General features: G+C 64.7%; 18 protein-coding genes. 9 read left to right on the forward strand and 9 right to left on the reverse strand.

All coding sequences use genetic code 11. From position 1 onward, the window contains the following. Nucleotides 1–250: 250 nt before the first annotated feature. Together CK230_RS12620 and CK230_RS12625 are read right to left on the reverse strand one after the other, a co-directional pair. Nucleotides 251–1,939, reverse strand: a complete 1,689-nt coding sequence (locus tag CK230_RS12620; RefSeq protein ID WP_095817517.1) for a hydantoinase B/oxoprolinase family protein — start codon at nt 1,937–1,939, stop codon at nt 251–253. A gap of 1 nt (nt 1,940) precedes the next feature. After that, nucleotides 1,941–4,013 carry a hydantoinase/oxoprolinase family protein gene (locus CK230_RS12625; protein WP_095817518.1) on the reverse strand — a complete coding sequence of 691 codons (2,073 nt, stop codon included), beginning with the start codon at nt 4,011–4,013 and terminating at the stop codon, nt 1,941–1,943. Between the two features lie 220 nt (nt 4,014–4,233). Between CK230_RS12625 and CK230_RS12630 the strand changes: the two genes are divergently transcribed. The 5 genes from CK230_RS12630 to CK230_RS12655 all read left to right on the forward strand — a co-directional run bounded on the left by CK230_RS12630 (nt 4,234) and on the right by CK230_RS12655 (nt 11,322). Continuing rightward, the gene (locus tag CK230_RS12630) at nt 4,234–5,061 is read left to right on the forward strand and encodes a ferredoxin--NADP reductase (RefSeq protein ID WP_095817519.1); all 828 of its coding nucleotides are present in this window, start codon (nt 4,234–4,236) and stop codon (nt 5,059–5,061) included. A 434-nt stretch (nt 5,062–5,495) separates the two neighbouring features. After that, complete coding sequence (gene deoC, locus CK230_RS12635; RefSeq protein ID WP_095817846.1) at nt 5,496–6,545, forward strand: deoxyribose-phosphate aldolase; 1,050 nt, start codon at nt 5,496–5,498, stop codon at nt 6,543–6,545. Between the two features lie 166 nt (nt 6,546–6,711). Then, nucleotides 6,712–9,087, forward strand: a complete 2,376-nt coding sequence (locus CK230_RS12640; protein WP_095817520.1) for an aldehyde dehydrogenase family protein — start codon at nt 6,712–6,714, stop codon at nt 9,085–9,087. A gap of 486 nt (nt 9,088–9,573) precedes the next feature. Further along, nucleotides 9,574–10,305 carry an SDR family oxidoreductase gene (locus CK230_RS12650; protein ID WP_095817521.1) on the forward strand — a complete coding sequence of 244 codons (732 nt, stop codon included), beginning with the start codon at nt 9,574–9,576 and terminating at the stop codon, nt 10,303–10,305. A 171-nt stretch (nt 10,306–10,476) separates the two neighbouring features. Further along, the gene (locus CK230_RS12655; protein ID WP_095817847.1) at nt 10,477–11,322 is read left to right on the forward strand and encodes a fumarylacetoacetate hydrolase family protein; all 846 of its coding nucleotides are present in this window, start codon (nt 10,477–10,479) and stop codon (nt 11,320–11,322) included. 206 nt (nt 11,323–11,528) lie between these two features. Here the strand turns inward: CK230_RS12655 and CK230_RS12660 are convergent, their stop codons facing one another. The 6 genes from CK230_RS12660 to CK230_RS12685 form a co-directional block, all read right to left on the reverse strand. Next, nucleotides 11,529–12,527 (reverse strand): ABC transporter ATP-binding protein, encoded by a 999-nt coding sequence (locus CK230_RS12660; protein ID WP_095817522.1) that lies wholly within the window; start codon nt 12,525–12,527, stop codon nt 11,529–11,531. A gap of 15 nt (nt 12,528–12,542) precedes the next feature. Beyond that, entirely contained in the window at nt 12,543–13,604 is a 1,062-nt protein-coding gene (locus CK230_RS12665; RefSeq protein ID WP_095817523.1) for a Gfo/Idh/MocA family oxidoreductase, read from the reverse strand. Nucleotides 13,605–13,854: 250 nt separating this feature from the next. Continuing rightward, the gene (locus CK230_RS12670) at nt 13,855–14,694 is read right to left on the reverse strand and encodes a carbohydrate ABC transporter permease (RefSeq protein WP_095817524.1); all 840 of its coding nucleotides are present in this window, start codon (nt 14,692–14,694) and stop codon (nt 13,855–13,857) included. An 8-nt stretch (nt 14,695–14,702) separates the two neighbouring features. After that, on the reverse strand, nt 14,703–15,632 hold the full coding sequence (locus CK230_RS12675; RefSeq protein ID WP_095817848.1) for a sugar ABC transporter permease: 930 nt from the start codon (nt 15,630–15,632) through the stop codon (nt 14,703–14,705). 240 nt (nt 15,633–15,872) lie between these two features. Beyond that, a complete protein-coding gene (locus tag CK230_RS12680) occupies nt 15,873–17,147 on the reverse strand; it encodes an ABC transporter substrate-binding protein (protein ID WP_095817525.1) in 1,275 nt (424 codons plus the stop codon). A gap of 53 nt (nt 17,148–17,200) precedes the next feature. After that, on the reverse strand, nt 17,201–18,109 hold the full coding sequence (locus tag CK230_RS12685) for an N-acetylmuramic acid 6-phosphate etherase (protein WP_095817526.1): 909 nt from the start codon (nt 18,107–18,109) through the stop codon (nt 17,201–17,203). A 201-nt stretch (nt 18,110–18,310) separates the two neighbouring features. Here CK230_RS12685 and CK230_RS12690 point away from each other — a divergent pair, with 201 nt between their 5' ends. Genes CK230_RS12690 through nagA form a run of 4 tightly spaced genes read left to right on the forward strand, consistent with a single transcriptional unit; the run spans nt 18,311 to nt 22,153 of the window. After that, on the forward strand, nt 18,311–19,192 hold the full coding sequence (locus CK230_RS12690) for an N-acetylglucosamine kinase (RefSeq protein WP_095817527.1): 882 nt from the start codon (nt 18,311–18,313) through the stop codon (nt 19,190–19,192). Next, nucleotides 19,189–19,968, forward strand: a complete 780-nt coding sequence (locus CK230_RS12695) for a GntR family transcriptional regulator (protein WP_095817528.1) — start codon at nt 19,189–19,191, stop codon at nt 19,966–19,968. Before CK230_RS12690 ends, CK230_RS12695 begins: the two co-directional genes overlap by 4 nt. Continuing rightward, the gene (locus tag CK230_RS12700; RefSeq protein ID WP_095817529.1) at nt 19,965–20,996 is read left to right on the forward strand and encodes an SIS domain-containing protein; all 1,032 of its coding nucleotides are present in this window, start codon (nt 19,965–19,967) and stop codon (nt 20,994–20,996) included. Before CK230_RS12695 ends, CK230_RS12700 begins: the two co-directional genes overlap by 4 nt. Further along, nucleotides 20,993–22,153, forward strand: coding sequence for an N-acetylglucosamine-6-phosphate deacetylase (nagA, locus tag CK230_RS12705; protein WP_095817530.1), 1,161 nt, complete (start codon nt 20,993–20,995; stop codon nt 22,151–22,153). Before CK230_RS12700 ends, nagA begins: the two co-directional genes overlap by 4 nt. A 283-nt stretch (nt 22,154–22,436) precedes the next feature. Here the strand turns inward: nagA and CK230_RS12710 are convergent, their stop codons facing one another. Then, nucleotides 22,437–23,957 carry a malonyl-CoA synthase gene (locus tag CK230_RS12710; protein ID WP_095817531.1) on the reverse strand — a complete coding sequence of 507 codons (1,521 nt, stop codon included), beginning with the start codon at nt 23,955–23,957 and terminating at the stop codon, nt 22,437–22,439. Nucleotides 23,958–24,037 lie beyond the last annotated feature (80 nt).

Here is a 24,037-nt window from a genome sequence, read left to right on the forward strand (position 1 = left end):
AAGCGATTCGTGTGTCATCCCCAGCGTAGAATCACAACCGATTCCGCACTGCAATGCCTATCTTAGCGCCTATGCCCGCAAGGGGGGAGATTGATGTCATCGCGGCCCTCGCTAATCTCCGGCGTTGAAGAAAGAGCGCCAAGGCGGAAGCTGCCCATCTCCCCCCTTGCGGGGGAGATGCCCGGCAGGGCAGAGGGGGGTTGGCGGGAACTCGACCTAGGCGTTTGGCCTATCCGCCACGTCGGTCCGCCTAAACGTCCACCCCGAACATCTCCCTGGCCTGCTCGGCCGTATAGTACCCCAGCCGCACATCTTCGGCGACCTGCTTCGGATCGCGCCGGCTGGGATCGCCATAGCCGCCGCCGCCCGGTGTGCCGACGCGCACGCGGTCGCCGGCCTTGAGCGCGATGTCCTGTTCCTTGGAAAGATGCGGCGGCACATGCGCTTCGCCGCCCCGGAACACGGTCACGCTGTTCGGCGCGCCGTCCTTGCCGCCGAGCGCGCCCTGCGGGCCGAAACGGCCGTGATCCATGACGAAGGACGCTCGCGCCTCGCCGCGCAATATCTCGACCTCATAGGCAAGCCCGAAGCCGCCGCGATGCTTTCCCGCGCCGCCCGAGCCTTCGCGCAGCGCATAGTGCCGGTAGAGCACCGGAAAGGCCTGCTCCATGATCTCGACCGGTGGCGATTTCGAAATGCCGATGGTCGAGCAGCCATTGCTCAGTCCGTCATGGTCGGCATTGCCGCCATAGCCGCCGCCGGAAATCTGGTACATGACATAGTCGCGGCCGCGCGCCGGATCGTTGCCGCCGAGCGCGAAATTGCCGCTGGAGCCTGCCGGCGCCGCCGTCACCTTCTCGGGGAGCGCCTGCACCATCGCAGCGAATACCGCTTCCGCGATGCGCTGTGATACTTCGGCAGCGCAGCCCGACACGGGCCGAGGATATTTGGCGTCGAGGAACGTACCTTCCGGCCGCTTGACGTTCAGCGGTTCGAAAGCGCCAGCGCTGATCGGCACCTCCGGAAAAATGTGGCGCATGGCGAGATAGACCGACGACAAGGTCGTCGCCAGCACGCTGTTCATCGGCCCGGCGCAGGGTTTTGAAGAGCCGGCAAAGTCGAAGGTCAGTGTATCGCCCTGTTTCTCGACGGCGAGATTGATGGTCAGCGGCTCGTTCACCACGCCGTCGGAATCGACGAAGGCCTGTGAGCGGTAGACGCCGTCGGGGATGACGGCGATCGAGGTGCGCATCTGCTCGGCGGCGCGGCGGCGCAGTTCCGCGATCGCTTCGACTACGGTTTCGTCGCCGTAACGATCGAGGATTTCATTGAGCCTGTCCTGGCCGATCAGCAGCGCCGCGGCCTGCGCGCGGATATCGCCGATGCGCTGGTCGGCGACGCGGATGTTCGAGCAGATGATGGCGTAAATCTCGGGATCGAGCACGCCCTTCTTGAACAGTTTCACCGGCGGCAGCCGCAGGCCCTCCTGCTCGACGGCGGTGGCCGAGGCCGAAAAGCCGCCGGGCACCGAGCCGCCGATATCCGGCCAATGCCCGGTGTTGGACAGCCAGCAAAAGATCTTGCCGCCGCGGTAGACCGGCATGACGAAGCGCACATCCATCAGATGCGTGCCGCCGAGATAGGGGTCGTTGACGATATAAATGTCGCCCGGCTCCGGCGCCAGGCACCGGCCGTCGGCGATCATCTCGATGACGGTCTTCGTCGAATACTGCATCACGCCGACGAAGACCGGCAGGCCCTGGCTGCCTTGCGCGATCAGCGAGCCGTCGACGGCCGAGTAGATGCCGTCGGAGCGGTCATTGGCTTCGGCGATGACCGGCGAGAAGGCGGCGCGGGAAAACGTCAAATCCATTTCATCGCAGACCTGCTGCAGGGCCGCCTGCAATACCGAAAGCGTGATCGTGTCGAGCTTTGCCATCTCAAGCCTCGCCGATGTCGATGATGATGTTGCCGTCGGCGTCCGAGCGCGCATGATCGCCGGGCTCCAGCACGGTCGTGGCGTCCATCTGTTCCAGGATCGCCGGCCCCTCGATGACGGCATCGAGCGGCAGGTTTTCGCGGGCATAGACCGGCGTGTCGTACCAGGTGCCGTGGTACCAGACCGGCCGGATCTCGCGCCGCGCTTCGTCCAGCGTTGCCGCGCGGCCGGCGGGATCGATCAGCCGCGACAGGTCGATCTGCGGCCGCACGCCGGTGACGGAGGTGTTGAGATTGACGAGATTGGCGCGGATTTCCGGCAGCTCGACCTTGAAGCGCGCGAAATAGGCCTTTTCGAACAGAAGCTGCAGTGTTTCTCGTGAAACCGAGGACAACGGCAGCGGCAAGTTGATGATGTGTGTCTGGCCGACGAACTGCATGTCGGCGGAATGCGTCACGCGGATCGCGTCCGGCTTCACCGCTTCCTTGGCGATCAGCGCCTCGCCTTCGTTACGGTGCCGTTCCAACACCTCGCGAAGCACAGCTTCATCAAGGCTCGCCACGGGCTGGTTGATCGTGTTGACGAAGTCGTGGCGCAAATCCGCGACGACGCAGCCGAGCGCGTTGGTGATGCCGGGGCGCGCGGGCACCAGGACGCGGGGCAGGCCGAGCTCGCGGGCCAGTGCCGTCGCATGCAGCGGCCCGGCGCCGCCAAACGCGAACAGCGCGAAATCGCGCGGGTCGTGGCCGCGTGAGACAGACACCATGCGGATCGCGCCCGCCATCTTCATGTTGCCGAGCCTGAGCACAGCGCCCGCGGCCTCGACGCCGGAAAGGCCGGTGCGCTTGCCGATCTTGTCCTCGAAAATGCCGGTGACGCGCTCGACCGTGACCGGATTGTCGACCGCGAGCAGTTTCTTCGGCGCCAGGCGTCCGAGCACCAGATTGGCGTCGGTGATGGTCGGTTCCGCGCCGCCGCGCCCGTAGCAGATCGGGCCGGGATTGGCGCCGGCGCTTTCCGGTCCGATCTGGATCAGCCCGGCCGCGTCGACGCGCGCGATCGAACCGCCGCCGGCGCCGACTGTGTGCACCGCCACCATCGGCACATGGATCGGCATCGCATATTCGATCTCGATCTCGTTCGACACGGCGGGCTCGGCATTGCGGATCAGCGCCACGTCGGTCGAGGTGCCGCCCATGTCATAGGTGACGAGGTTGCCGAAGCCGGCGCGCTTTCCGGTATAGGCGGCTGCGATCACGCCCGAGGCCGGGCCGGACATCACGGTCTTGGCCGATTCCAGCGTGACGAAGCGGGCGGAGATCATGCCGCCATTGCCGTTCATGATCAGGAAGTCGCGGCCGTAGCCCTTCGCGCCAAGCTCCTTGCGCAGCCGCTCGACATAGCGCTCCAGGATCGGCCGCACCGAGGCGTTGACCGAAGCCGTCACGCCGCGTTCGAATTCGCGCGCCTCCGAAAGCAGCGCATGTCCGGTGGTGATGTGGCCGTTCGGCCATAGCTCCGCCGCGATCTCGGCCGCGCGCCGCTCATGCGCCGGGTTGGCGTAGGAGTGCAGGAAATGGATGACCAGCGACTCGCAGCCGGCGGCGAGCAGCTTCTTCACCGCATCGCGCATCTCGGCTTCATCGAGTTGAATGCGCACCGCGCCCGAAGCCTCGACCCGTTCCGACACTTCGAGCCGAAGGTCGCGGGGAATGACGGGGACAAAAGTGCCGGTCATGCCATAGGCCTGCGGCCTTGTGCGCCGGCCAAGCTCGATCACGTCGCGAAAGCCGCGCGTGGTGATCATGCCGGTCCGCGCCAACCGCCGCTCCAGCACGGCGTTGGTGGTGGTCGTCGTACCGTGCACGATGAGGTCGATGCCGTCGATCGGAAAGCCGGTCGCGCCAAGCGCCGAAACCACGCCGAAGGCCTGATTTTCCACCGTGGTTGGCGTCTTGGCGATATGGACCTTGCCGCCCGCCTTGCCGTCGATCAAAAGCAGATCGGTGAAGGTTCCGCCCACATCGATACCGGCAACAACACTTCCCGCCGACGCGGAAAATTTCTCATCCATTGTCGAAACCCGAAATGCCAGAACTACGGATATGCCTCGGTTTGGAAAGGCGTTTTACGCCACCATCTTGACGTCGAGATCATTTGTATACTAATAAATTCCGGACACAAGAGCTTACCGCTTGGCAGTGTGCACAAGGCGCGCCGGAACCTGATCGTTCAGATGCGCAGGAGAAAGTTTGGCGCCCAGTGCGTTTGTCTGGGCCGGAAAGTTGGGTTTGATGAACACGACATCCGCGTTGAACATCGCCGGCTCGAAGCCGCTGCAGTTCCCGATCCCGGCCAATGTCTATGCCGAGACCGTGGTGTCGGTGAAGCATTACACCGACCGGCTGTTCTCCTTCCGCATCACCCGTCCGCAGTCGCTGCGCTTCCGCTCCGGCGAGTTCGTCATGATCGGCCTGCCCAATGCCGAGAAGCCGATCTTCCGCGCCTATTCGGTCGCCAGCCCCGCCTGGGACGACGAGCTCGAATTCTTCTCGATCAAGGTGCCGGACGGCCCGCTGACCTCCGAGCTGCAGAAGATCCAGGTCGGCGACACCGTCATCATGCGCCAGAAGTCGACAGGCACGCTGGTGCTCGACGCGCTGACGCCCGCCAAGCGCGTGGTCATGATCTCGACCGGCACCGGCATCGCGCCCTTCGCCAGCCTGCTGCGCGATCCCGACACCTATGAAAAGTTCGACGAGGTCATCCTCACCCACACCTGCCGCGACAATGCCGAGCTCACCTACGGCCAGGAACTGGTGGCGGCACTCGAGAACGACCCGCTGATCGGCGAGCTGACCGGCGGCCGCGTCACGCTCTACAATTCGACGACGCGCGAGGAATCGGCGCGCATGGGCCGCATCACCGCGCTGATCGGCTCCGGAAAATTCTATTCCGACCTTGGCATCGACAGGCTCGATCCCGAGACCGATCGCATCATGATCTGCGGCTCGATGCACATGCTGAAGGACGTCAAGGAACTTGCCGAAAGCCTCGGCTTCCAGGAAGGTTCCTTGAGCCATCCGGCCAGCTTCGTCGTCGAGCGCGCCTTCGTCGGCTGAGCGTATCGCAGCCCGCAGGTCTGTTGCAGGCGTCCAAGATTAGCGACGACATTCGAGCTTCGTCATTCCAGGGCGGAGCAAGGAGCGGAGCGACGCGCGCAGACCCTGGAATCCATGCCGTTACGCTAAGGCGTTGCGGCGGTTACAGAATTCTGCACCGTTGCACTCTGCGGCAGGTCACGGCATGGATACTCGGGTCAAGCCCGAGTATGACGAAGGGATGGGCGTTTCGGCCAATCTCCAACGCCGGGAGCGCCTATTCAGGATCATGTTTTGACCATGCGGTCAAAAACCTGCTGCCTTGCCGGCCTTTTTCCGCTATGAGCCTTTGAAAGACTCGTGAAGCATCGCTTCGCGGGCTATCTTCGTGTTTGTCGCCCAACGACGCGCATGAAGATATGAAGCGCAACCGCGCTGAAATGAAAGGGCAGGAGATGAGCAGCACGATCCGCGAGGCAGGCGCTGGCGCGCCCAAAATCATGCCGCTGCCGGCGCGCGCCGCCGCCAACACGCCGCTGCCGCTGGAACATGGCATTGCCCGCAACCCCGGCATGAAGCTCGATCTCGGGTTCCTGGAATCGGTGCGCAGCGTCAACCGCTCGGCCCTGGAGCGCCGCGTCGCGACGCTGACCAAGCGGCGCTCGATCAAGGCCGACAACCAGGCCGCATGGCTCTTGCGCGCCATCGCCTGCATGGACCTCACAACGCTCAATTCCAACGACACTGACGAGCGCGTGCGCCGGCTCTGCGCCAAGGCGATCAACCCGCTGCGCAAGGATATCGTCGAGGGCCTCGGCATATCGGGCGAAACAATCCGTCCGGCCGCGGTCTGCGTCTACCATCCCTTCGTCGCCACCGCGGTCGATGCCCTGCGCGGCACAGGCATCCACGTCGCCGCGGTCTCCACCGCCTTCCCGCATGGACTTGCGCCTCTGTCGACCCGCCTGCAGGAGATCGAAGCCTCGGTGAAGGACGGCGCCGACGAGATCGACGTCGTTATCCCACGCGGGCTGGTCTACGGCGCCAAATGGCGCGAGTTGTTCAACGAGATCGTCGCCATGCGCGCCGCCTGCGGCGAGGCGCATCTCAAGGTAATCCTCGGCACCGGCGACCTTGCCACGCTGCGCAACGTGATGCTGGCTTCCATGGTGGCGATGATGGCGGGCGCTGATTTCATCAAGACCTCGACGGGCAAGGAAAGTGTCAACGCCACGCTTCCCGTCGGCCTTGCCATGGTGCGCGCCATCCGCGCCTATTTCGAGGAGACCGGCTATCTCATAGGCTTCAAGCCGGCCGGTGGCATTTCGACGGCAAAAGTCTCGCTCGACTGGCTGGTGCTGATGAAGGAAGAGCTCGGCCGGCCCTGGCTCGAGCCGGAGCTGTTCCGCTTCGGCGCGTCCAGCCTGCTCACCGACATCGAACGCCAGCTCGAACATCATTTGACCGGCCATTATTCGGCCAACCATCGCCACGCGATGGCGTAGCTCCCACCCTCCCCCTTGTGGGGAGGGTCGCCGCGCAGCGGCGGGGTGGGGGCCGTAAAACCAGATCTTTCTGTCCAATGAACCGAACCATCAGCCACTTACCCCCACCCCGATCGGCTTTGCCGATCGACCCTCCCCACAAGGGGGAGGGTAAAGGAGGCACCCCATGAACATCCTCGAACGCTATCACGCCATGGAATACGGCCCGGCGCCGGAAGCTCGCAACGAGGCGGATGCCTGGCTCGCCGCACGCGATTTCTCCAAGTCTTTGTTCGTCGACGGCGCCTGGAAAGCAGCGGCCGGCGGCAAGACGTTCGAGACCAGCGAGCCGTCCTCCGGCAAGCTGCTGGCCAAGCTCTCGGATGCCGGAGCTGCCGACATCGATGCTGCGGTCCAGGCAGCCGCCAAGGCGCTGCCCAAATGGTCGGCCTCCTCGGGCTATGCTCGCGCGAAAGTGCTCTACGCCATCGGCCGCGCCATGCAGCGCCACCAGCGGCTATTTGCCGTGCTGGAATCGATCGACAACGGCAAGCCGATCCGCGAAAGCCGCGACATCGACGTGCCGCTGGCGATCCGCCATTTCATCCATCATGCCGGCTGGGCGCAGACGCTGGAGAAGGATTTCCCCGACCACAAGCCGGTCGGCGTCGTCGGCCAGGTCATCCCTTGGAACTTCCCGCTGCTGATGCTGGCCTGGAAGATCGCGCCGGCTCTGGCCGCCGGATGCACGGTGGTGCTGAAGCCTGCCGAATTCACGCCGCTCACCGCCATACTGTTCGCCGAAATCTGCGAGCGGGCCGGCGTGCTGAAAGGCGTCGTCAATATCGTCCAGGGCGGGCCTGAGGCCGGCGCCGCCATCGTCAACCATCCCGGCGTGCAGAAGATCGCCTTCACCGGCTCGTCGGAAGTCGGCAAGATCATCCGCAAGGCGACCGCCGGATCGGGCAAGAAATTGTCACTCGAGCTTGGCGGCAAGTCGGCCTTCATCGTCTTCGAGGATGCCGATCTCGACAGTGCCGTCGAAGGCCTGGTCGACGGCATCTGGTTCAACCAGGGCCAGGTCTGCTGCGCCGGCTCGCGGCTTTTGGTGCAGGAAGGCGTCGCCGAGGCGTTCATCGCCAAGGTCAAGGTCAGGATGAGCCGGCTGCGCGTCGGCAGCCCGCTCGACAAGAACACCGATATCGGCCCGCTCGTCGACCGCACCCAGCTCGACCGAGTCAAGGGCCTGATCGCCGAAGGCGCGAAGCAGGGCGCCGTCTGCTGGCAGCCGGACGCCGCTTTGCCGTCCTCCGGCTACTACCATCTGCCGACGCTGGCGACCTCTGTTTCGCCGGCTAACATTCTAGCACAGGAAGAGGTGTTCGGCCCGGTGCTGGCGACCATGACGTTCCGCAACACCGAGGAAGCGATCGAGCTTGCCAACAACACCCGCTACGGCCTTGCGGCCTCGGTGTGGAGCGAGAACGTCAACCTTGCGCTGCATGTCGCGCCGCAGCTGAAGGCCGGCGTCGTTTGGGTCAACGGCACCAATATGTTCGACGCCGCCTGCGGCTTCGGCGGCTATCGCGAAAGCGGCTTCGGCCGCGAAGGCGGTCGCGAAGGCATGTTCGAATATCTGGCGGCAAAGCTCCCCGTTGGCCCGGCCATCAAGCCGGCTGCGGCCGGGTCGGCACAGCCGGTCGAGCAGGCCGACGGCACGGCCATCGACCGCACGGCAAAACTGTTCATCGGCGGCAAGCAGGCGCGGCCCGACGGCAATTATTCGCTCGCCGTCGCCACTGCCAAGGGCAAGCTTGCCGGTGAAGTCGGCCTCGGCAATCGCAAGGATATCCGCGACGCCGTCGCCGCTGCCCGCGCCTGCAAGGCCTGGCCGGACGCAACTGCCTATAACCGCAGCCAGGTGCTCTACTATTTCGCCGAGAACCTATCGGGCCGCGCGGATGAGTTCGCTGCGCGGCTTGTCCAACTGACCGGCGTGACGGCGAAGGCCGCGCGCGAGGAGGTTGAGCAGTCGATCGAACGGCTGTTCCTCTATGCCGGCCTCGCCGACAAGTTCGAGGGTCGTGTCCATCAGCCGCCGGCGCGTGTCGTGACGCTTGCGCTGCATGAGCCGGTCGGCGTTGTCGGCATCGTCGCGCCGGACAACCAGCCGCTGCTCAACTTCATCTCGCTGGTGGCGCCGGCGCTTGCCATGGGCAACACCGTGGTCGCGGTTCCGTCGGAGCGGCATCCGCTTGTGGCAACCGACCTCTACCAGGTGATCGAATATTCCGACCTGCCTGCCGGCGCCATCAACATCGTCACCGGCCGCAGCGCCGAGCTCGCCGGCGTGCTGGCGAAGCATGACGATGTCGACGGGCTCTGGCTGTTCGCCGACGCCGACACCTGCGCCAAGGCGGAAGCGGATTCGATCGGCAACCTCAAGCGCGTGTGGACCGGCAATGGCCGTACACTCGACTGGGCGTCGAGCGAGGCCGCCGGCGAGGCCTTCCTGCGCCGCGCCATCGAGGTCAAGAACGTCTGGGTGCCATACGGCGACTGATGCCTGCGACGGAAATGATGTTCGCTTTTGTCGCAGGGCATGCCGCTTCAGGGTCGTCGCTTTAAACCCACGACAATTTCGAGTTGTGGTGGGGGTGGCAATTTTTCCGAGGTTGGCGCTGCCCCTCATTGCCCTGCCGGGCATTTCTCCCCGTATAGTGACGGGAAGAAAGGGCTAGCCGCAATGACGGCGACCTTCTTGCGACGCTGGTGATTGGCGAAACCGACGATGAGAGCGTCCCTCTCCCCGTCACTATACGGGGAGAGGATGCCGGCAGGCAGGTGAGGGGCAGCGCCAGCGCTCAAAAAAGGAGGGCCGGAAACCCGAAATCGATTGCTCCCTCCACGCTTGACGCGCTGCCGCATGTTCTTTAACCAGAAAAAACAATTGGCCTGCGGCAAGCAACCGGTCAGGCGGCAGGTTCGCGTGGCACATTGCGTCCCGTCTGGCTGCCAGTAAGAAAGCTCGCGAGACTTGGAGGAAAACATGGCGGATCTGGCGGGTAAGGTGGTTGTCGTCACCGCGGCGGCGCAAGGCATCGGCCGGGCGAGCGCGCTGGCTTTCGCCAAGGCGGGCGCGACCGTTCACGCCACCGATATCAACGAGCCGCTGCTGGCCGAACTGGGCAAGACGGCCGGCATCCAGACCCGCAAGCTCGATGTGCTGAATGACGCGGCCGTCGCCTCCGCCTTCGCCGAGATCGGCCGGGTCGACGTCCTGTTCAACTGCGCCGGCTTCGTCCATGGCGGCTCCATTCTGGAGATGAAGGACGAGGATCTCGACTTCGCCCTCAACCTCAACGTCCGTTCGATGATCCGCACCATCCGCGCCGTGCTGCCCGGCATGCTGGAGCGCGGCGACGGCTCGATCATCAACATGGCCTCGCTGGCAAGCTCGCAAAAGGGCGTGCCGAACCGCTTCGTCTATGGCTTGACCAAGGCCGCGGTCGTCGGCCTCACCAAGGCGGTCGCCGCCGACTATGTCGCCAAGGGCATCCGCTGCAACGCCATCTGTCCCGGCACGGTCGAAAGCCCGTCGCTGCAGGACCGCATGCATGCGCAGGGCGACTACGAGGCAGCGCGCGCGGCCTTCATTGCCCGCCAGCCGATGGGTAGGCTTGGCACGCCGGAGGAGATCGCCGATCTCGCCATCTACCTTGCCGGCGCCACCTACACGTCGGGGCAGGCCTACAATATCGACGGCGGCTGGTCGATTTGACGAAAGGCTCGGATGTCGGCGGGCTATCGGATCGAAACGTCTGAAAATCTCGACGATTTGGCCGGCATCGCGGCAGCTCGCTTGCCGCCGGTGTGGTCGGCGACTAGGGTCCGCTGGCTTTGACGGGAATTTGTGAAAACGGCCCTTGGCCGCAAGGTGGAGAATGTTGAGATGAAGTTGTTGCGCTATGGCGAGGCTGGCAGCGAAAAGCCGGGCCTGCTCGATGCGGATGGGAATATCCGCGACCTTTCCGCTCATGTCGCCGACATCGCCGGCACGGCGCTTCATCCGGCCACGCTGGAGATGCTCTCCAAGCTCGATCCCAAGACGCTGCCGGTGGTCTCCGGCAAGCCGCGCCTTGGCGCCTGCGTCGGCGGCACCGGCAAATTCATCTGCATCGGCCTCAACTATTCCGATCACGCCGCCGAGACCGGCGCCACCGTGCCGCCGGAGCCGATCATCTTCATGAAGGCAAGCTCGGCGATCGTCGGGCCCGATGACGACGTGCTGATCCCGCGCGGCTCTGAAAAGACCGACTGGGAGGTCGAACTGGCAGTCGTTATCGGCAAGACGGCGAAATATGTCTCGGAGGACGACGCGCTGGATTATGTCGCCGGCTACGCCGTCGCGCATGACGTTTCCGAGCGCGCTTTCCAGGCCGAGCGCCAGGGCCAGTGGACCAAGGGCAAGTCCTGCGACACCTTCGGCCCGACCGGCCCGTGGCTGGTGACCAAGGACGAGGTCGCCGATCCGCAGAACCTGAAGATGTGGCTGACCGTCAACGGCAAGACCATGCAGAACGGCTCGACCAAGACCATGGTCTATGGCGTCAAGTATCTTGTCTCCTATCTCAGCCAGTTCATGTCGCTGCATCCTGGCGACATCATCTCCACCGGCACCCCGCCCGGCGTTGGTCTGGGCCTGAAGCCGCCGGTGTTCCTCAAGGCCGGCGACGTGGTGGAGCTCGGCATCGAAGGCCTCGGCCAGCAGAAGCAGACTTTTAGGGCTGAAGAGTAAGCGCCGACCTCGCCTTCTCCCCTTGTGGGAGAAGGTGGATCGGCGCGCAGCGCCGAGACGGATGAGGGGTGCTCCAGCGGAGTGCGAACTCGACGATTGAAGGAATCGGCGCGCTTAAATCTCCGGCTTCGCGATCCTTCCAACACCCCTCATCCGGCCGCTTCGCGGCCACCTTCTCCCACAAGGAGAGAAGGGAAAGCCGGCGCTTACCTCAACACCTTCCCATCCGCCCCGAACCTGTACGTCTTCGCCGCATCCGGCGTCGCATAGAGCACTGAACCCGGCTCGGCATTGTACACGCCAAAAATGCGCACGGTGATCAGCCCGGCCTTCTCGCAGTCGAGATAGAGGTTGGTGTCGGCGCCGAGATGCTCGGCATGCACCACCGTACCTTTCCAGGCGCCGGAATTCGCATCGACTGTCAGATGCTCCGGCCGCACGCCGATGGTCTTGGCGGTCTCGCCGAGCTTCGCGCCGTCGATGAAATTCATCTTCGGCGAGCCGATGAAGCCGGCGACGAATTCGTTGGCCGGCGAATTGTAGAGTTCCATCGGGCTGCCGATCTGCTCGATCCGGCCGGCATTGAGCACGACGATCTTGTCGGCCAGCGTCATCGCCTCGACCTGGTCGTGGGTGACATAGATCATCGTCGCCTTGAGCCGCCGGTGCAGCTGCGCGATCTCAAGCCTTGTGTTGACGCGCAGCGCCGCGTCGAGATTCGACAAGGGCTCGTCGAACAGAAAAAGCTTCGGCTCGCGCACCACGGCGCGGCCGATGGCGACGCGCTGGCGCTGGCCGCCCGACAATTCCGCCGGCCGGCGCTCGAGATAGGGCTCGAGCGACAGCATGGCGGAAGCGATCTTGATGCGGCGTTCGATCTCGGCCGCCGGCGTGCCGGCCTGCTTGAGGCCCAGCGCCATGTTGTTCTTCACCGTCAGATGCGGGTAGAGCGCGTAGGTCTGGAACACCATGGCGATGCCGCGTTTGGCCGGCGGCGTGACGGAAACGTCCCCGCCGTCGATCAGCACGCGACCGGAGGTCGAATCCTCCAGCCCGGCGATGACGCGCAGCAGGGTCGATTTTCCGCAGCCGGACGGGCCGACGAAGACGACGAATTCGCCGTCATTTACCTGAAGGTCGATGCCCTTCAGCACCTCGACCGGTCCGAAAGCCTTCTTCACATTCTCGATCTTCAGCGAGCCCACGGCTTCGTTCCTGTTCTAGAGTTTAACGGCGTTGCCGCTGCGCACGCTCTCGTCGGCGGCGAGGCAGACGGCGAGCGATTTCACGGCATCGTCCATGTGGCGGGTGAGGTCGATATTTTCGCGGATGGCCTTGAGCAGGAAGGCCTGCTCCAGGTCGCAGAGCTCCTGATGCCCCGGCTCGCCTTCCATCGACAGCAACTGGTCTTCCTTGGCGAACTTGCCGTCCGGCCCGGTTGCAGCACTATGCAACCGGATGGTCGAGGTCTTGGTGTGGGTGTCGATGTCGTCGGACTTTATGCCCTCCTTCATGACGATCGACACGCAGCCCTTGGGCGACATCACGTCCTTCACGAAGAAGGCGGTCTCCGAAATCATCGGCCCCCAGCCGGCTTCGTACCAGCCGACCGAGCCGTCATCGAACAGCACCTGCAGGTGGCCGTAATTGTACATCGACGGCGCCACCTCATCGCTGAGCCGCACCCCCATGCCGCGCACCTCGACTGGATTCGCGTCGGTGATCTGCAGCATCACGTCAAGATAATGCACGCCGCAGTCGACGATCGGCGAGGTCGTCCGCATCAGCTGCTTGTGCGTCTCCCAGGTGTGGCCGGAAGATTGCTGGTTGAGGTTCATGCGAAAGACATATGGACCGCCGAGCTTGCGCGCCTCGGCGATCAGCCGGATCCAGGACGGATGGTGGCGCAATATATAGCCGATCACCAGCTTCCTGCCGTTGGCCTTGGCGGCGTCGACGACGCGTTGCGCGTCGGCAACCGTCGTCGCCAGCGGCTTCTCGACGAAGACATGGCAGCCAGCTTCAAAGGCCCGCACCGCATAGTCGGCATGGCTGTCGGAATAGGTGGCGATCGCAGCCACATCCGGCTTCTCGTCGCGTAGCGCGTCCTCGAAGGAGCGCCTGATGCCGTAGCCGCCAAGCCCGTCCGGCAGCGGCACGTCGGAACGGTTGATCAATGCCGCGATCTCGAAGCCGGGATTGGTGTGATAGGCCAGCGCATGGCTGCGGCCCATATTGCCGAGCCCGGCAACGACGACGCGAAGGGGTGTTTCAGAGTTCACAGAGCTGCTCCGACGGTTGCACTTTCTCTTGAGAGGGTGTCACCCCACCCGGCGCTTCGCGCCGACCTCCCCATCAAGGGGAGGTAGGGCGTCGGCGCGAACGTACCCATCGCCCAGGGAGCTGCTCCGAACTCAAACCAGCGGCTGTCGAGAATAAGGAGGCGACCTCCTACCTCCCCTCGATGGGGAGGTCGGCGCGCAGCGCCGGGCGGGGTGAAGCGCAGCCCTATGCAGCATCGGCGATAACCGCTCACTTCACCGCTCCCGAGGTAATGCCGCGGATCAGCTGCCGCGAGAAGATGACATAAAGGATCAGCACCGGCAGGATCGCCAGCGAAAGCGCGGCCAGGATCGCGTTCCAGTTGGTGACGAACTGGCCGAGGAAGAGCTGCGCGCCGAGCGTCACCGTCTTGGTCTCTTCCGACGGCGCCAGGATCAGCGGGAACCACAGGTCGTTCCAGATCGGGATCATGGTGAACACGGCGACCGTCGCCATCGCCGGCCGCACCAGCGGCAGCACCAGCCTGAAGAAGATCGTGTATTCCGAAAGCCCGTCGATGCGGCCGGCATTCTTCAGATCGTTGGACACCTGCTTCATGAATTCCGACAGGATGAAGATCGCCAGCGGCAGGCCTTGCGCGGTGTAGACCAGGATCAGCGCCGTCAGCGTGTTGACCAGCCCGCTCGCCACCATCAATTGCAGGATGGCGACGGTGCCGAGGCGGATGGGGATCATGATGCCGAGCGCCAGGTAAAGGCCCATCAGCGTGTTGCCGCGGAAGCGGTATTCCGACAGCGCGAAGGAGGCCATCGCGCCGAACAGAAGCACGAAGAACAGCGAGGCGACGGTGACGACCAGGCTGTTCTGGAAATAGTGGAAGAAATCGCCCTGGCCGAACACGGTGGTGTAGCCGATCAGGTCGAAGGTCTTCGGCGTCGGCGGCGTCAGCGGCGCGCCGAAGATGCCCGCGCGCGACTTGAACGAATTCATCACCACCAGGATCACCGGGAACAACGCGATCGCCGTGTAGGTGATAAGGATCGCGTGGGCGCCAATGGTGCGGGGAAGCGAATGGGTGGCTGTGCTCATGGCGCGCCTCAGAACTGGTAGCGACGCAGGCGCGTCTGCACGAGGAAAAGGTAGACGCAGACGCCGGCGAGAATGATCAGGAACATGATCGTGGCGATCGCCGCCCCCATGTTGGGATCGCCGACCTGCAGCTGGAAGCCGAAGAAGGCGCGGTAGAGGAAAGTGCCGAGGATGTCGGTCGAATAGTTCGGCCCGGCGAGCGCCCCTTGCGCGGTGTAGATCAGGTCGAAGGCGTTGAAATTGCCGACGAAGGTCAGGATCGAGATGATGCCGATCGAAGGCAGGATCAACGGCAGCTTGATCTTCCAGAACTGCGCCATGCCGGTGACGCCGTCGCATTCGGCCGCCTCGATCACCTCATCCGGGATCGAAAGCAGCGCCGCGTAGATCAGCATCATCGGTATGCCGACGAACTGCCACACCGAGACCAGGCTGAGCGCGGTTAGCGCATACTGCTCCTTGCCGAGCCAGGGCGTGAAGAAGCTCTTCAAGCCGACGAAATCCATCAGATGCGGCGCCACACCCCAGATCGGCGACAGGATCAGCTTCCAGGCGAAGCCGACAATGACGAAGGACAGGATCGTCGGCACGAAGATCGCGGTGCGGTAGAAGGCGGTGAAGCGCAGTTTTGGGCTGGAAAGCAGCGCGGCCAGAAGGATGCCGATCGGGTTCTGCACTAGCATATGGATGATGAAGAACCAGACATTGTTCCTTAGCGCGTTCCAGAAATTCACCGACCAGTTCGGGTCGCCGAACAGCGTGCGGAAATTGCTGAAGCCGACGAAGACCTGTGACTGCTCGATGTTGCGGAACAGCGAGAGCTGGAGGGTGCCGAACAGCGGCAGGATCATGATGGCGGTGTAGACCAGCACCGCCGGCGCCAGGAAGACGCCGACATGCCAGCGTATGGGTCTTTTCGCTCGCGTTTCTGCAGCCATGGTTTCGGTGTCCATGAGTTCGGTTCCCCGCCGTCTCTGGGTTCCAGTTCGGTGATGCTAGCTGATGCCTCGATGCACGGCCTGGCTGTCCCCTCTGGGGTAAGACAAGGCCAGCGACAAATCGGCTCCGTCTTCCCCACGGGATCGAGGGTAAGACCGGGAGGCTGTGCCGACAATCGCTATCTGGACTGTTTGAACGCCGGCCGGGCCTGGGCCCGGCCGGCATCGCAATCGATCTGCTTACTTCGCCGGCTTGTACCAGCTGTCGAGACCGTCCTGCAGCTTCTTGGCTGCGGCTTCCGGCGTGTCGGTGCCGTTGATCACATTGGCCGATTCAACCCAGGTCTCGTTCTCGAGGTTCGGCGTGCCGCGCGACAGGATCTGGTAGGTCGAGCGGATCGTCGACTTGCACTTGCCGCGCCAGGAGACGAATTCCTGCGCCAGCGGGTCTTCCATCTTCACCGGCGTCGAGTTCAGGCTGAAGAAGCCCGGCAGCGCATTGGCATAGATGGTGGCGAAGTCCGGCGAAGCGACCCAGGACAGGAACTTCTTGGCCTCTTCCGGATGCTTCGATGCCGCGTTCAGGCCCATGCCGATATCGGTATGGTCGGAGATGTAGCAGGTGTCGCCGGCCTTCTGCACCGGCGGCGGGAAGGCGCCCATCTTGAACTGCGCCTGCGTGTTGAACAGGCCGATTTCCCACGAGCCGGCCGGGTAGATGGCAGCGCGGCCGAGCGTGAACAGGTTCTGGCTGTCGGGATAGGTCTGCGCCTCGAAGCCGTCGCCCAGATACGGCTTCCACTTGGCCAGTTCCTTGTAGGGTTCGACCCATTGCGGATCGGTCAGCTTCTGCTCACCCTTGATCAGGGCCGCGCGGCCTTCCTCGCCCTTCCAGTAGTTCGGGCCGATATTCTGATAGCCCATGGTCGCGGCTTCCCAGAGATCCTTGGTGCCCATCGCCATCGGGATGTAGGTGCCGTCGGCCTTGATCTTGTCGAGCACGGCGTAGAACTCTTCGTTCGTGGTCGGCACCTTGAGGCCGAGCTTGTCGAAGGCGTCCTTGTTGTAGATGAAGCCGTGGATGACCGAGGCCATCGGCACGCAGAAGCTCGACTTGCCATCATCGGTCTGCCAGGCGGCCTTGGCGACGGGCGAGAAGTTGTCCATGCCGGGCAGCGAGGAGATGTCGGCAAGGTTGCCCTTCTTGAACAGTTCGAGCGACTTGTCGAAGGGGCGGCAGGTGATGAGGTCGCCCGCCGAGCCGGCGGCGAGCTTGGCGCCAAGTGCCGCGTCATATTCGGTCGGGGCCGAAGGCGCGAACACCACCTTGATGCCGGGGTTCTTGGCTTCGAAGGCCGGGATCAGCTTGTCCTTCCAGATGGTCAGGTCGTCGCCGCGCCAGCTTTCGATGTTGAGCGTCACGTCCTCGGCCAGCGCCATCCCGGTGGTGCCGAGGATGCCCGTGCCGAGAATGCTTGTGCCGAGCAGAAGGGCCGTCAGTAGTTTGGTCTTCATCTTCAGTCTCCCTGTTGACCTTTTTCAGGTTCGGTTTTGATGAGAACAGAGGCTCAGCGCCCCTTGCTCCCCTCGATCTCGGAAAGCGCCGGCCGAAGCTTTTGGCCGGTTCCTTCCAGTATCTTCTCGGCCGCGTCAGCGCTGGCGGCGCCCGCGGCGAGCAGAATGGCGGTCTTGACCACGCCGCCGCTCTCCTCGAGCAGGCGGATGGCGTCGTCGCGGCTCTTGCCGCTGATGGCGGCGACCATGCGCACGGCGCGGTCGCGCAGCTTAATGTTGTCGGCGGTGAGATTGACCATGTAGCCGTCATGGACATGGCCGAGATGGATGGCGGTCAGCGTCGACAGCATGTTGAGTGCGATCTTCTGCGCGGTGCCGGCGCCCATGCGCGTCGAGCCGGCGATCAGCTCCGGCGGTGTTTCGAGCAGGATGGCGACATCGGCCTGCTTGAACAGCGCCGCACCCCGGTTGTTGGCAATGGCGATAGCCGCCGCGCCGCGGCTGCGCGCGTCCTGCAGCGCCTGAACAGCATAAGGCGTGGAACCGCTGGCGGAGATGGCGATCAGGCAGTCGCCCTTGCCGATGGCAGCCGCGGCAACCGCCGCCGACGCTTCCCCGGTGTCGTCCTCCGGTCCGCCGGCCAGCGTGCGGAAGGCGTCGTCTCCGCCGGCAATCAGGATAGCGATGCGATCGCGCGCAATACCGAAAGTGCCGGGCAGTTCCAGCGCGTCAGCCACTGCCATCAGGCCGGAGCTGCCGGCCGCCGCATAGGCAAGCTTGCCGCCGCTCTTCAACTGCTTGGCGATGAGTTCGGCGGCAACGGCGATCGCCGGAATGGCTCCGTGCACGGCCTTGGCGGCCTCGATCTGGGCGTTGGCCAGGAACGCCAGAATGGCTTCCGGGGCCTGGACATCCAGCCCCTCGGCATTCTGGTGGAGCGCTTCCGTGCGCGTCTCGGCCATCCATTTTCCTCCGACCTGAACGAACAATACCAAAAAAATACCACTTGTCCACACGCATTAACGAATTTCGAGGGTCGAAACTCGTGTGTCGGCAGATTAACGTGATTTTTCAATAAAATAAGGCTTAATCTTTTTTGAACCGAAATTAACACTTGGCTATTGGTATTTTATTGGTATTATCCGCGGCGAGGAGAAAATCGCGTGAAATTCGTGCTTGGCATCGATGGCGGCGGCACCAGCTGCAGGGCGGCCCTGGCGACTGTCGACGGCACCGTCGTCGGCCGAGCCAAGAGCGGCGCCGCCAACATCCGCACTGATCTCACCGGCGCGCGCGCCAACATCGTCGAAGCGGCCAGGCAGGCTTTCCTTGCCGCCGGCCATGATCCGGAGTTGATCCCGCACACGCCTGCCATTCTCGGCCTCGCCGGCGCCAATGTCGGCACCTACCGCCAGCAGCTCGAGGCGATCCTGCCCTTCAGTCGCAGTCGGGTCGAGACCGATGCTGAGATCGCGCTCGAGGGCGCGGTCGGCTCAGGCGACGGCGCCATGGCGATTCTGGGCACCGGCACTGCCTATATGGCGCGCAAGGGTGGAAAGTCGCGCGCCATCGGCGGCTGGGGTTTCCAGGTTGGCGACCAGGGCAGCGGCGCCCGCATTGGCCGCGACCTGCTGGAACAGACGCTGCTTGCTTATGATGGCATCCGTCCGGGCTCGCCTTTGACCGACGCCATGCTCGCCGTCTTCCGCAACAATCCCGAAGACGTGGTCGAATTCACCACCAACGCCAAGCCCGGCGATTTCGGCGGCTTCGCGCCGAAGGTCTTCGAACATGCCGAAAAAGGCGATCTCGTCGCCAACTTCATCCTCGCCAAGGCGGTGGCCGATGTCGAGGCCTCGCTCGGCGCGCTCGATCTCGCCGACGACGCGCCGCTCTGCCTGCTCGGCGGCCTGGCGCCGCTTTACGCGCCGCGCCTGTCGGCGCGCTACCGGGCGCTGCTCAAAGCCCCGCTCGACGATGCTCTGGGCGGCGCCGTGCAGATGGCCGTGCGCCTGTTCGCAGGTGGCTCGGAGGCGCCACGATGAGCGCCGCCGACCAGATCTTCGCAATGCTGAAAGAATCCTCGCAAAGCGGTGCGCCGCTTTACCTGCAGCTGAGGAGAAGCATCGAGGAAGCGGTCAATCGCGGCCTGATCGGCCCGGGCGACGCGCTGCCGTCCGAGCGCGACATCGCCACCAAGGCCGACATTTCGCGCGTCACCGTGCGCAAGGCGGTGCAGGACCTGGTCAAGGGTGGCATCCTCGTCCAGCGTCACGGCTCGGGCACCTTCGTCGCGCCGCGCATGGAGCGCGTCGAGCAATCCCTGTCGCGGCTCACTTCCTTCACCGAGGACATGGCGCGCCGCGGCATGAGCGTGCGCTCGGTCTGGCTCGACCGCGGCCTCTATGCGCCGTCGCCGGAGGAGATGATGGTGCTTGGCCTGTCCTCGACCGAGCTGGTGGCGCGCGTCGCGCGCCTGCGCATCGCCAACGACACGCCGCTCGCGATCGAGCGCGCGGCGCTCTCGGCCAGCGTGCTGCCCGATCCCGAAGCGATCGGTTCCTCGCTCTATGCCGCGCTGGGCACGACCGGCAATCGCCCGGTGCGCGCCGTGCAGCGCATCTCGGCCACCAATCTTGGCGACGCCGATGCGCGCCTCCTGGAAGTGCCGCCGGGGGTTGCCGGACTGCAGATCGAGCGCATTTCCTATCTGGCGAGCGGCAAGGTGATCGAGTTCACCCGCTCGGTCTACAGGGGCGACGCCTATGATTTCGTCGCGGAACTCCGGCTGACCGGGCCGGGAGAGGAGATCCGGCCATGAGCGCCAACACCACCCATATGCGGCGCGAGATCGACGAGATCCCGGAAGCCGCCGCCCGCCTGCTCGACGGCTCGGCTTCGGCTTTGGCCGAGGCCGGTCGCGGCCTGCGCGAGCGCGATCCGCAATTCGTCGTCACGGTGGCGCGCGGCTCATCCGACCATGCCGCGACCTTCATGAAATATGCCGTCGAGCTGACGGCCGGCCTTGCGGTCGCTTCCGTCGGGCCGTCGATTGCTTCCATCTACGGTGCAAAGCTCAGGCTGCGCGGCTCCGCCTGTCTGGCGATCTCGCAGTCGGGCAAGAGCCCGGACATCGTCGCCATGGCTGAAACGGCGCGGGCCGGCGGGGCGCTCACCGTCGCCATCACCAACACCGCCGACTCGCCGCTCGCGCGGGCTTCCGACTATGCGATCGACATTCTGGCGGGGCCGGAACGCTCCGTCGCGGCCACCAAGACTTTCGTCAATTCGGCCGTTGCCGGCCTCGCGCTGATGGCGCATGCCACCGACGACCAGCCGTTGCTCAAGGCGCTCGCCGGGCTGCCGGCTCATTTCGAGAAGGCGATCGCCTGCGACTGGATGGCGCTCGCCGGCGCTTTGGAGAACCCGCAGTCGCTGTTCATCCTCGGCCGCGGCCCATCCTTCGCGATCGCCAGCGAGGCGGCGCTGAAATTCAAGGAAACCTGCGCCATGCATGCCGAGGCCTACAGCGCCGCCGAGGTCATGCACGGCCCGCTGGCGCTGGTCGGGCCGGGCTTCCCGGTCCTGGCGCTTGCCGCGCGTGATGCGTCGGAACCCTCGGTCGCCGAGGCGGCCGACGGCCTGACCGCCAAGCGCGCCGCCGCCTTCATCACCTCCGACAAGGCCAAGGCCGCGAGGCTTCTGCCGCATGTCGCCACCGGCCACCCGCTGACCGATCCGCTGCCGCTGATCGTGTCCTTCTACGGCTTCGTCGAGGCCTTCGCGCGTCATCGCGGCCTCGATCCCGATGCGCCGCGCAATTTGCGCAAGGTGACGGAAACCGTATGAGCAACCGTTTCGCTCTCACCGGCGCTCGCATCTTCGACGGCGCTGATTGGCATGACAACGCCGCCCTTGTCGTCAAGGGCGACGTGGTCGAGGCCATCCTGCCCGCCGGTGCCATTCCGTCCGGCGTTCCGGCTGTCGAGACCGGTGGCGGGCTGCTGGTGCCCGGCTTCGTCGATATCCAGGTCAATGGCGGCGGCGGCGTCATGCTCAACGACCATCCCGACGTCGCCTCGATCGAGACGATCTGCCGGGCGCATGCGCCTTTCGGCACCACGGCCCTGCTGGTGACGCTGATCACCGACACGCCGGCGATCACCGCCGCCGCGGTCGCCGCCGGCGCCGAGGCGGCCCGGGAAAAGGTGCCAGGCTTCCTCGGCCTGCACCTGGAAGGGCCGCATCTTTCCCTGGCCCGCAAGGGCGCGCATGATCCGGCGCTGATCCGGCCGATGACCGACGCCGACCAGGCGGCGCTCATCGCCGCGCGCCACGATCTGCCGGTGCTGCTCACCACGATCGCGCCGGAATCGGTCCAGCCGGATCGCGTCGCCGCGCTGGCAAAGGCCGGCGTCGTCGTCAGCCTCGGCCACAGCGATACTGATTACGCGACGGCCAGCGCCTTCGCCGAAGCCGGCGCCACAGTGGTTACACATCTCTTTAACGCGATGAGCCAGATCGGCAATCGCGAGCCGGGTCTGGCCGGCGCGGCGATCGACACCGGCGGCCTGTATGCCGGCATCATCGCCGACGGCATCCATGTACATCCGGCGACGATGATCCTGGCGCTGCGCGGCAAGCAGGGGCCTGGCAAGATCGTGCTGGTCACCGACGCCATGGCGACGATCGGCACCGACATGACATCCTTCACGCTGAACGGCCGCATCATCTACCGCAAGGACGGGAGTCTGCGGCTCGCCGATGGCACGCTGGCCGGCGCCGACCTCGATATGATCTCCGCCATCCGCTACGTCCATCGCATCGTCGGCTTGGAGCTCGACGAGGCCCTGCGCATGGCCTCGCTCTATCCGGCCGAGGCGATCGGCCAGGCGCACCGGCTCGGCCGATTCGCCAACGGCACCGCCGCCGACATCGTCGGCCTATCGGAAGAGCTGGATGTCAGGAACGTCTGGATCGGCGGTGAGAGGGTTTTTGGCGCGTAGGCCCCTCGACCCCACCGTCGGTCGGAAACCAACGCAAACGTTCGCGATTGGCTGAAGCCTTGCGCGCGTCGTCATCCTCGGGCTTGACCCGACGATCCATTCCGTGACCCATGGCGTAAAGTGCAACGGTGCAGAATTCTGCAACGTTAGCAAGGCCTTAGCGTCACGGAATGGATCCTAGGGTCTGCGCGCCTCGCTTCGCTCCTTGCTTCGCCCTAAGATGACGAACACACGCGATCCTTCCGCCCGGCAAGCCAGTCGAGGTTCGGCCGACGGTCATCCATTAGCCGGCTTTGGCGTAGATATCCTTATACGCCTCGCGCAGCACGTTCTTCTGCACCTTGCCCATCGTGTTGCGCGGCAGCTCCTCGACGAAGATCACCTGCTTCGGATGCTTGTATTTCGCCAGCCGTCCGGCAATGGCGCCGGCAATGTCGGCGGCGCTGATCGCCGAGCCCGGCTTGCGCACCACAACAGCCGTCACGCCTTCGCCGAAATCGGGATGCGCTACGCCGATCACCGCGCTTTCGGCCACGCCGTCGAGCGCGTCGATCTCGCTCTCGATCTCCTTCGGATAGACATTGTAGCCGCCCGAGATGATCAGGTCCCTGCCGCGCCCGACGATGTGCACATAGCCGTCGGCGTCGATCAGCCCGAGGTCGCCGGTGATGAAGAAGCCGTCGTCGCGGAATTCGGCCTTGGTCTTCTCGGGCATGCGCCAATAGCCGGCAAAGACGTTTGGGCCTTTGACCTCGATCATGCCGATCTCGCCCTGGGCGAGTGGCTCGCCATTCTCGGGATCGGTGACGCGTAGCGAGACGCCGGGCAGGGGAAATCCGACCGTGCCGGCGCGCCGCTCGCCGTCATAGGGGTTGGACGTGTTCATGTTGGTCTCGGTCATGCCGTAGCGCTCGAGAATGGCGTGTCCGGTGCGCTCGCGCCAGGCTTTGTGCGTCTCGGCGAGCAGCGGCGCCGAGCCGGAGATGAACACGCGGATCGTCTTCGTCGCCTCGCGCGTTAGGCCCTCCTGCTGCAACAGCCGCACATAGAAGGTCGGCACGCCCATCAGCGCCGTCGCGCGCGGCATCAGTGACAGGATGCGCGCGGGGTCGAATTTCTGCTCGAAGAACATTGTCGCACCGGCCATCAGGATGACGTTGGTCGCGACGAACAGGCCGTGCGTGTGGAAGATCGGCAGCGCATGGATCAGCACGTCGTCGGCGCCGAAGCGCCACTGCTCGACCAGCACGCGGGCATTGGAAGCAAGGTTCTCGTGGCTGAGCATTGCGCCCTTGGAACGGCCGGTCGTGCCGGAGGTGTAGAGGATGGCGGCAAGATCGTCCGGCCCGCGCGCGACATCGCTGAACTCCGTCGCCTGCCGCGAAGCCTGGCTGGCCAGCGTTCCCTGCCCGTCGCGGTCGAGCGTCAGCACCGTGGCGCCGACCGCCGCGGCAAGCGGCTCGACGCCCGAGAGACGGTCCGGATCGCACACGATCAGCTTCGGCTCGGCGTCGCGGAAGAAATAGTCGAGCTCGGGCAGCGTGTAGGCGGTGTTGAGCGGCAGGAAGACCGCCCCGGCGCGCAACGAGGCGAGATAGAGCAGTACCGCCTCCGGGCTTTTCTCAACCTGGACCGCGACGCGGTCGCCGGGCTGGACACCCGCCTGCGCCAGCGCATGCGCCAGTTGCGCCGACTTCGCCAGCATGTCGCCGTAGCTGATCGAACGGCCGTCCTCCGTCTCCATCAGCAACCGGCCGGGCGCCGGCATGCGGGAACGGAACGCGCCGAAAAGATGATTGGTCATGCAATGGTCCCTTAGGCGCGCCGACGCCGCATGGCACATGCGTTGCGCTCTCCCGAGCGAATACCAGATTTGGCGGCCGG

It is taken from the genome of Mesorhizobium sp. WSM3859 (assembly GCF_002295065.1).
Classification (GTDB): domain Bacteria; phylum Pseudomonadota; class Alphaproteobacteria; order Rhizobiales; family Rhizobiaceae; genus Mesorhizobium.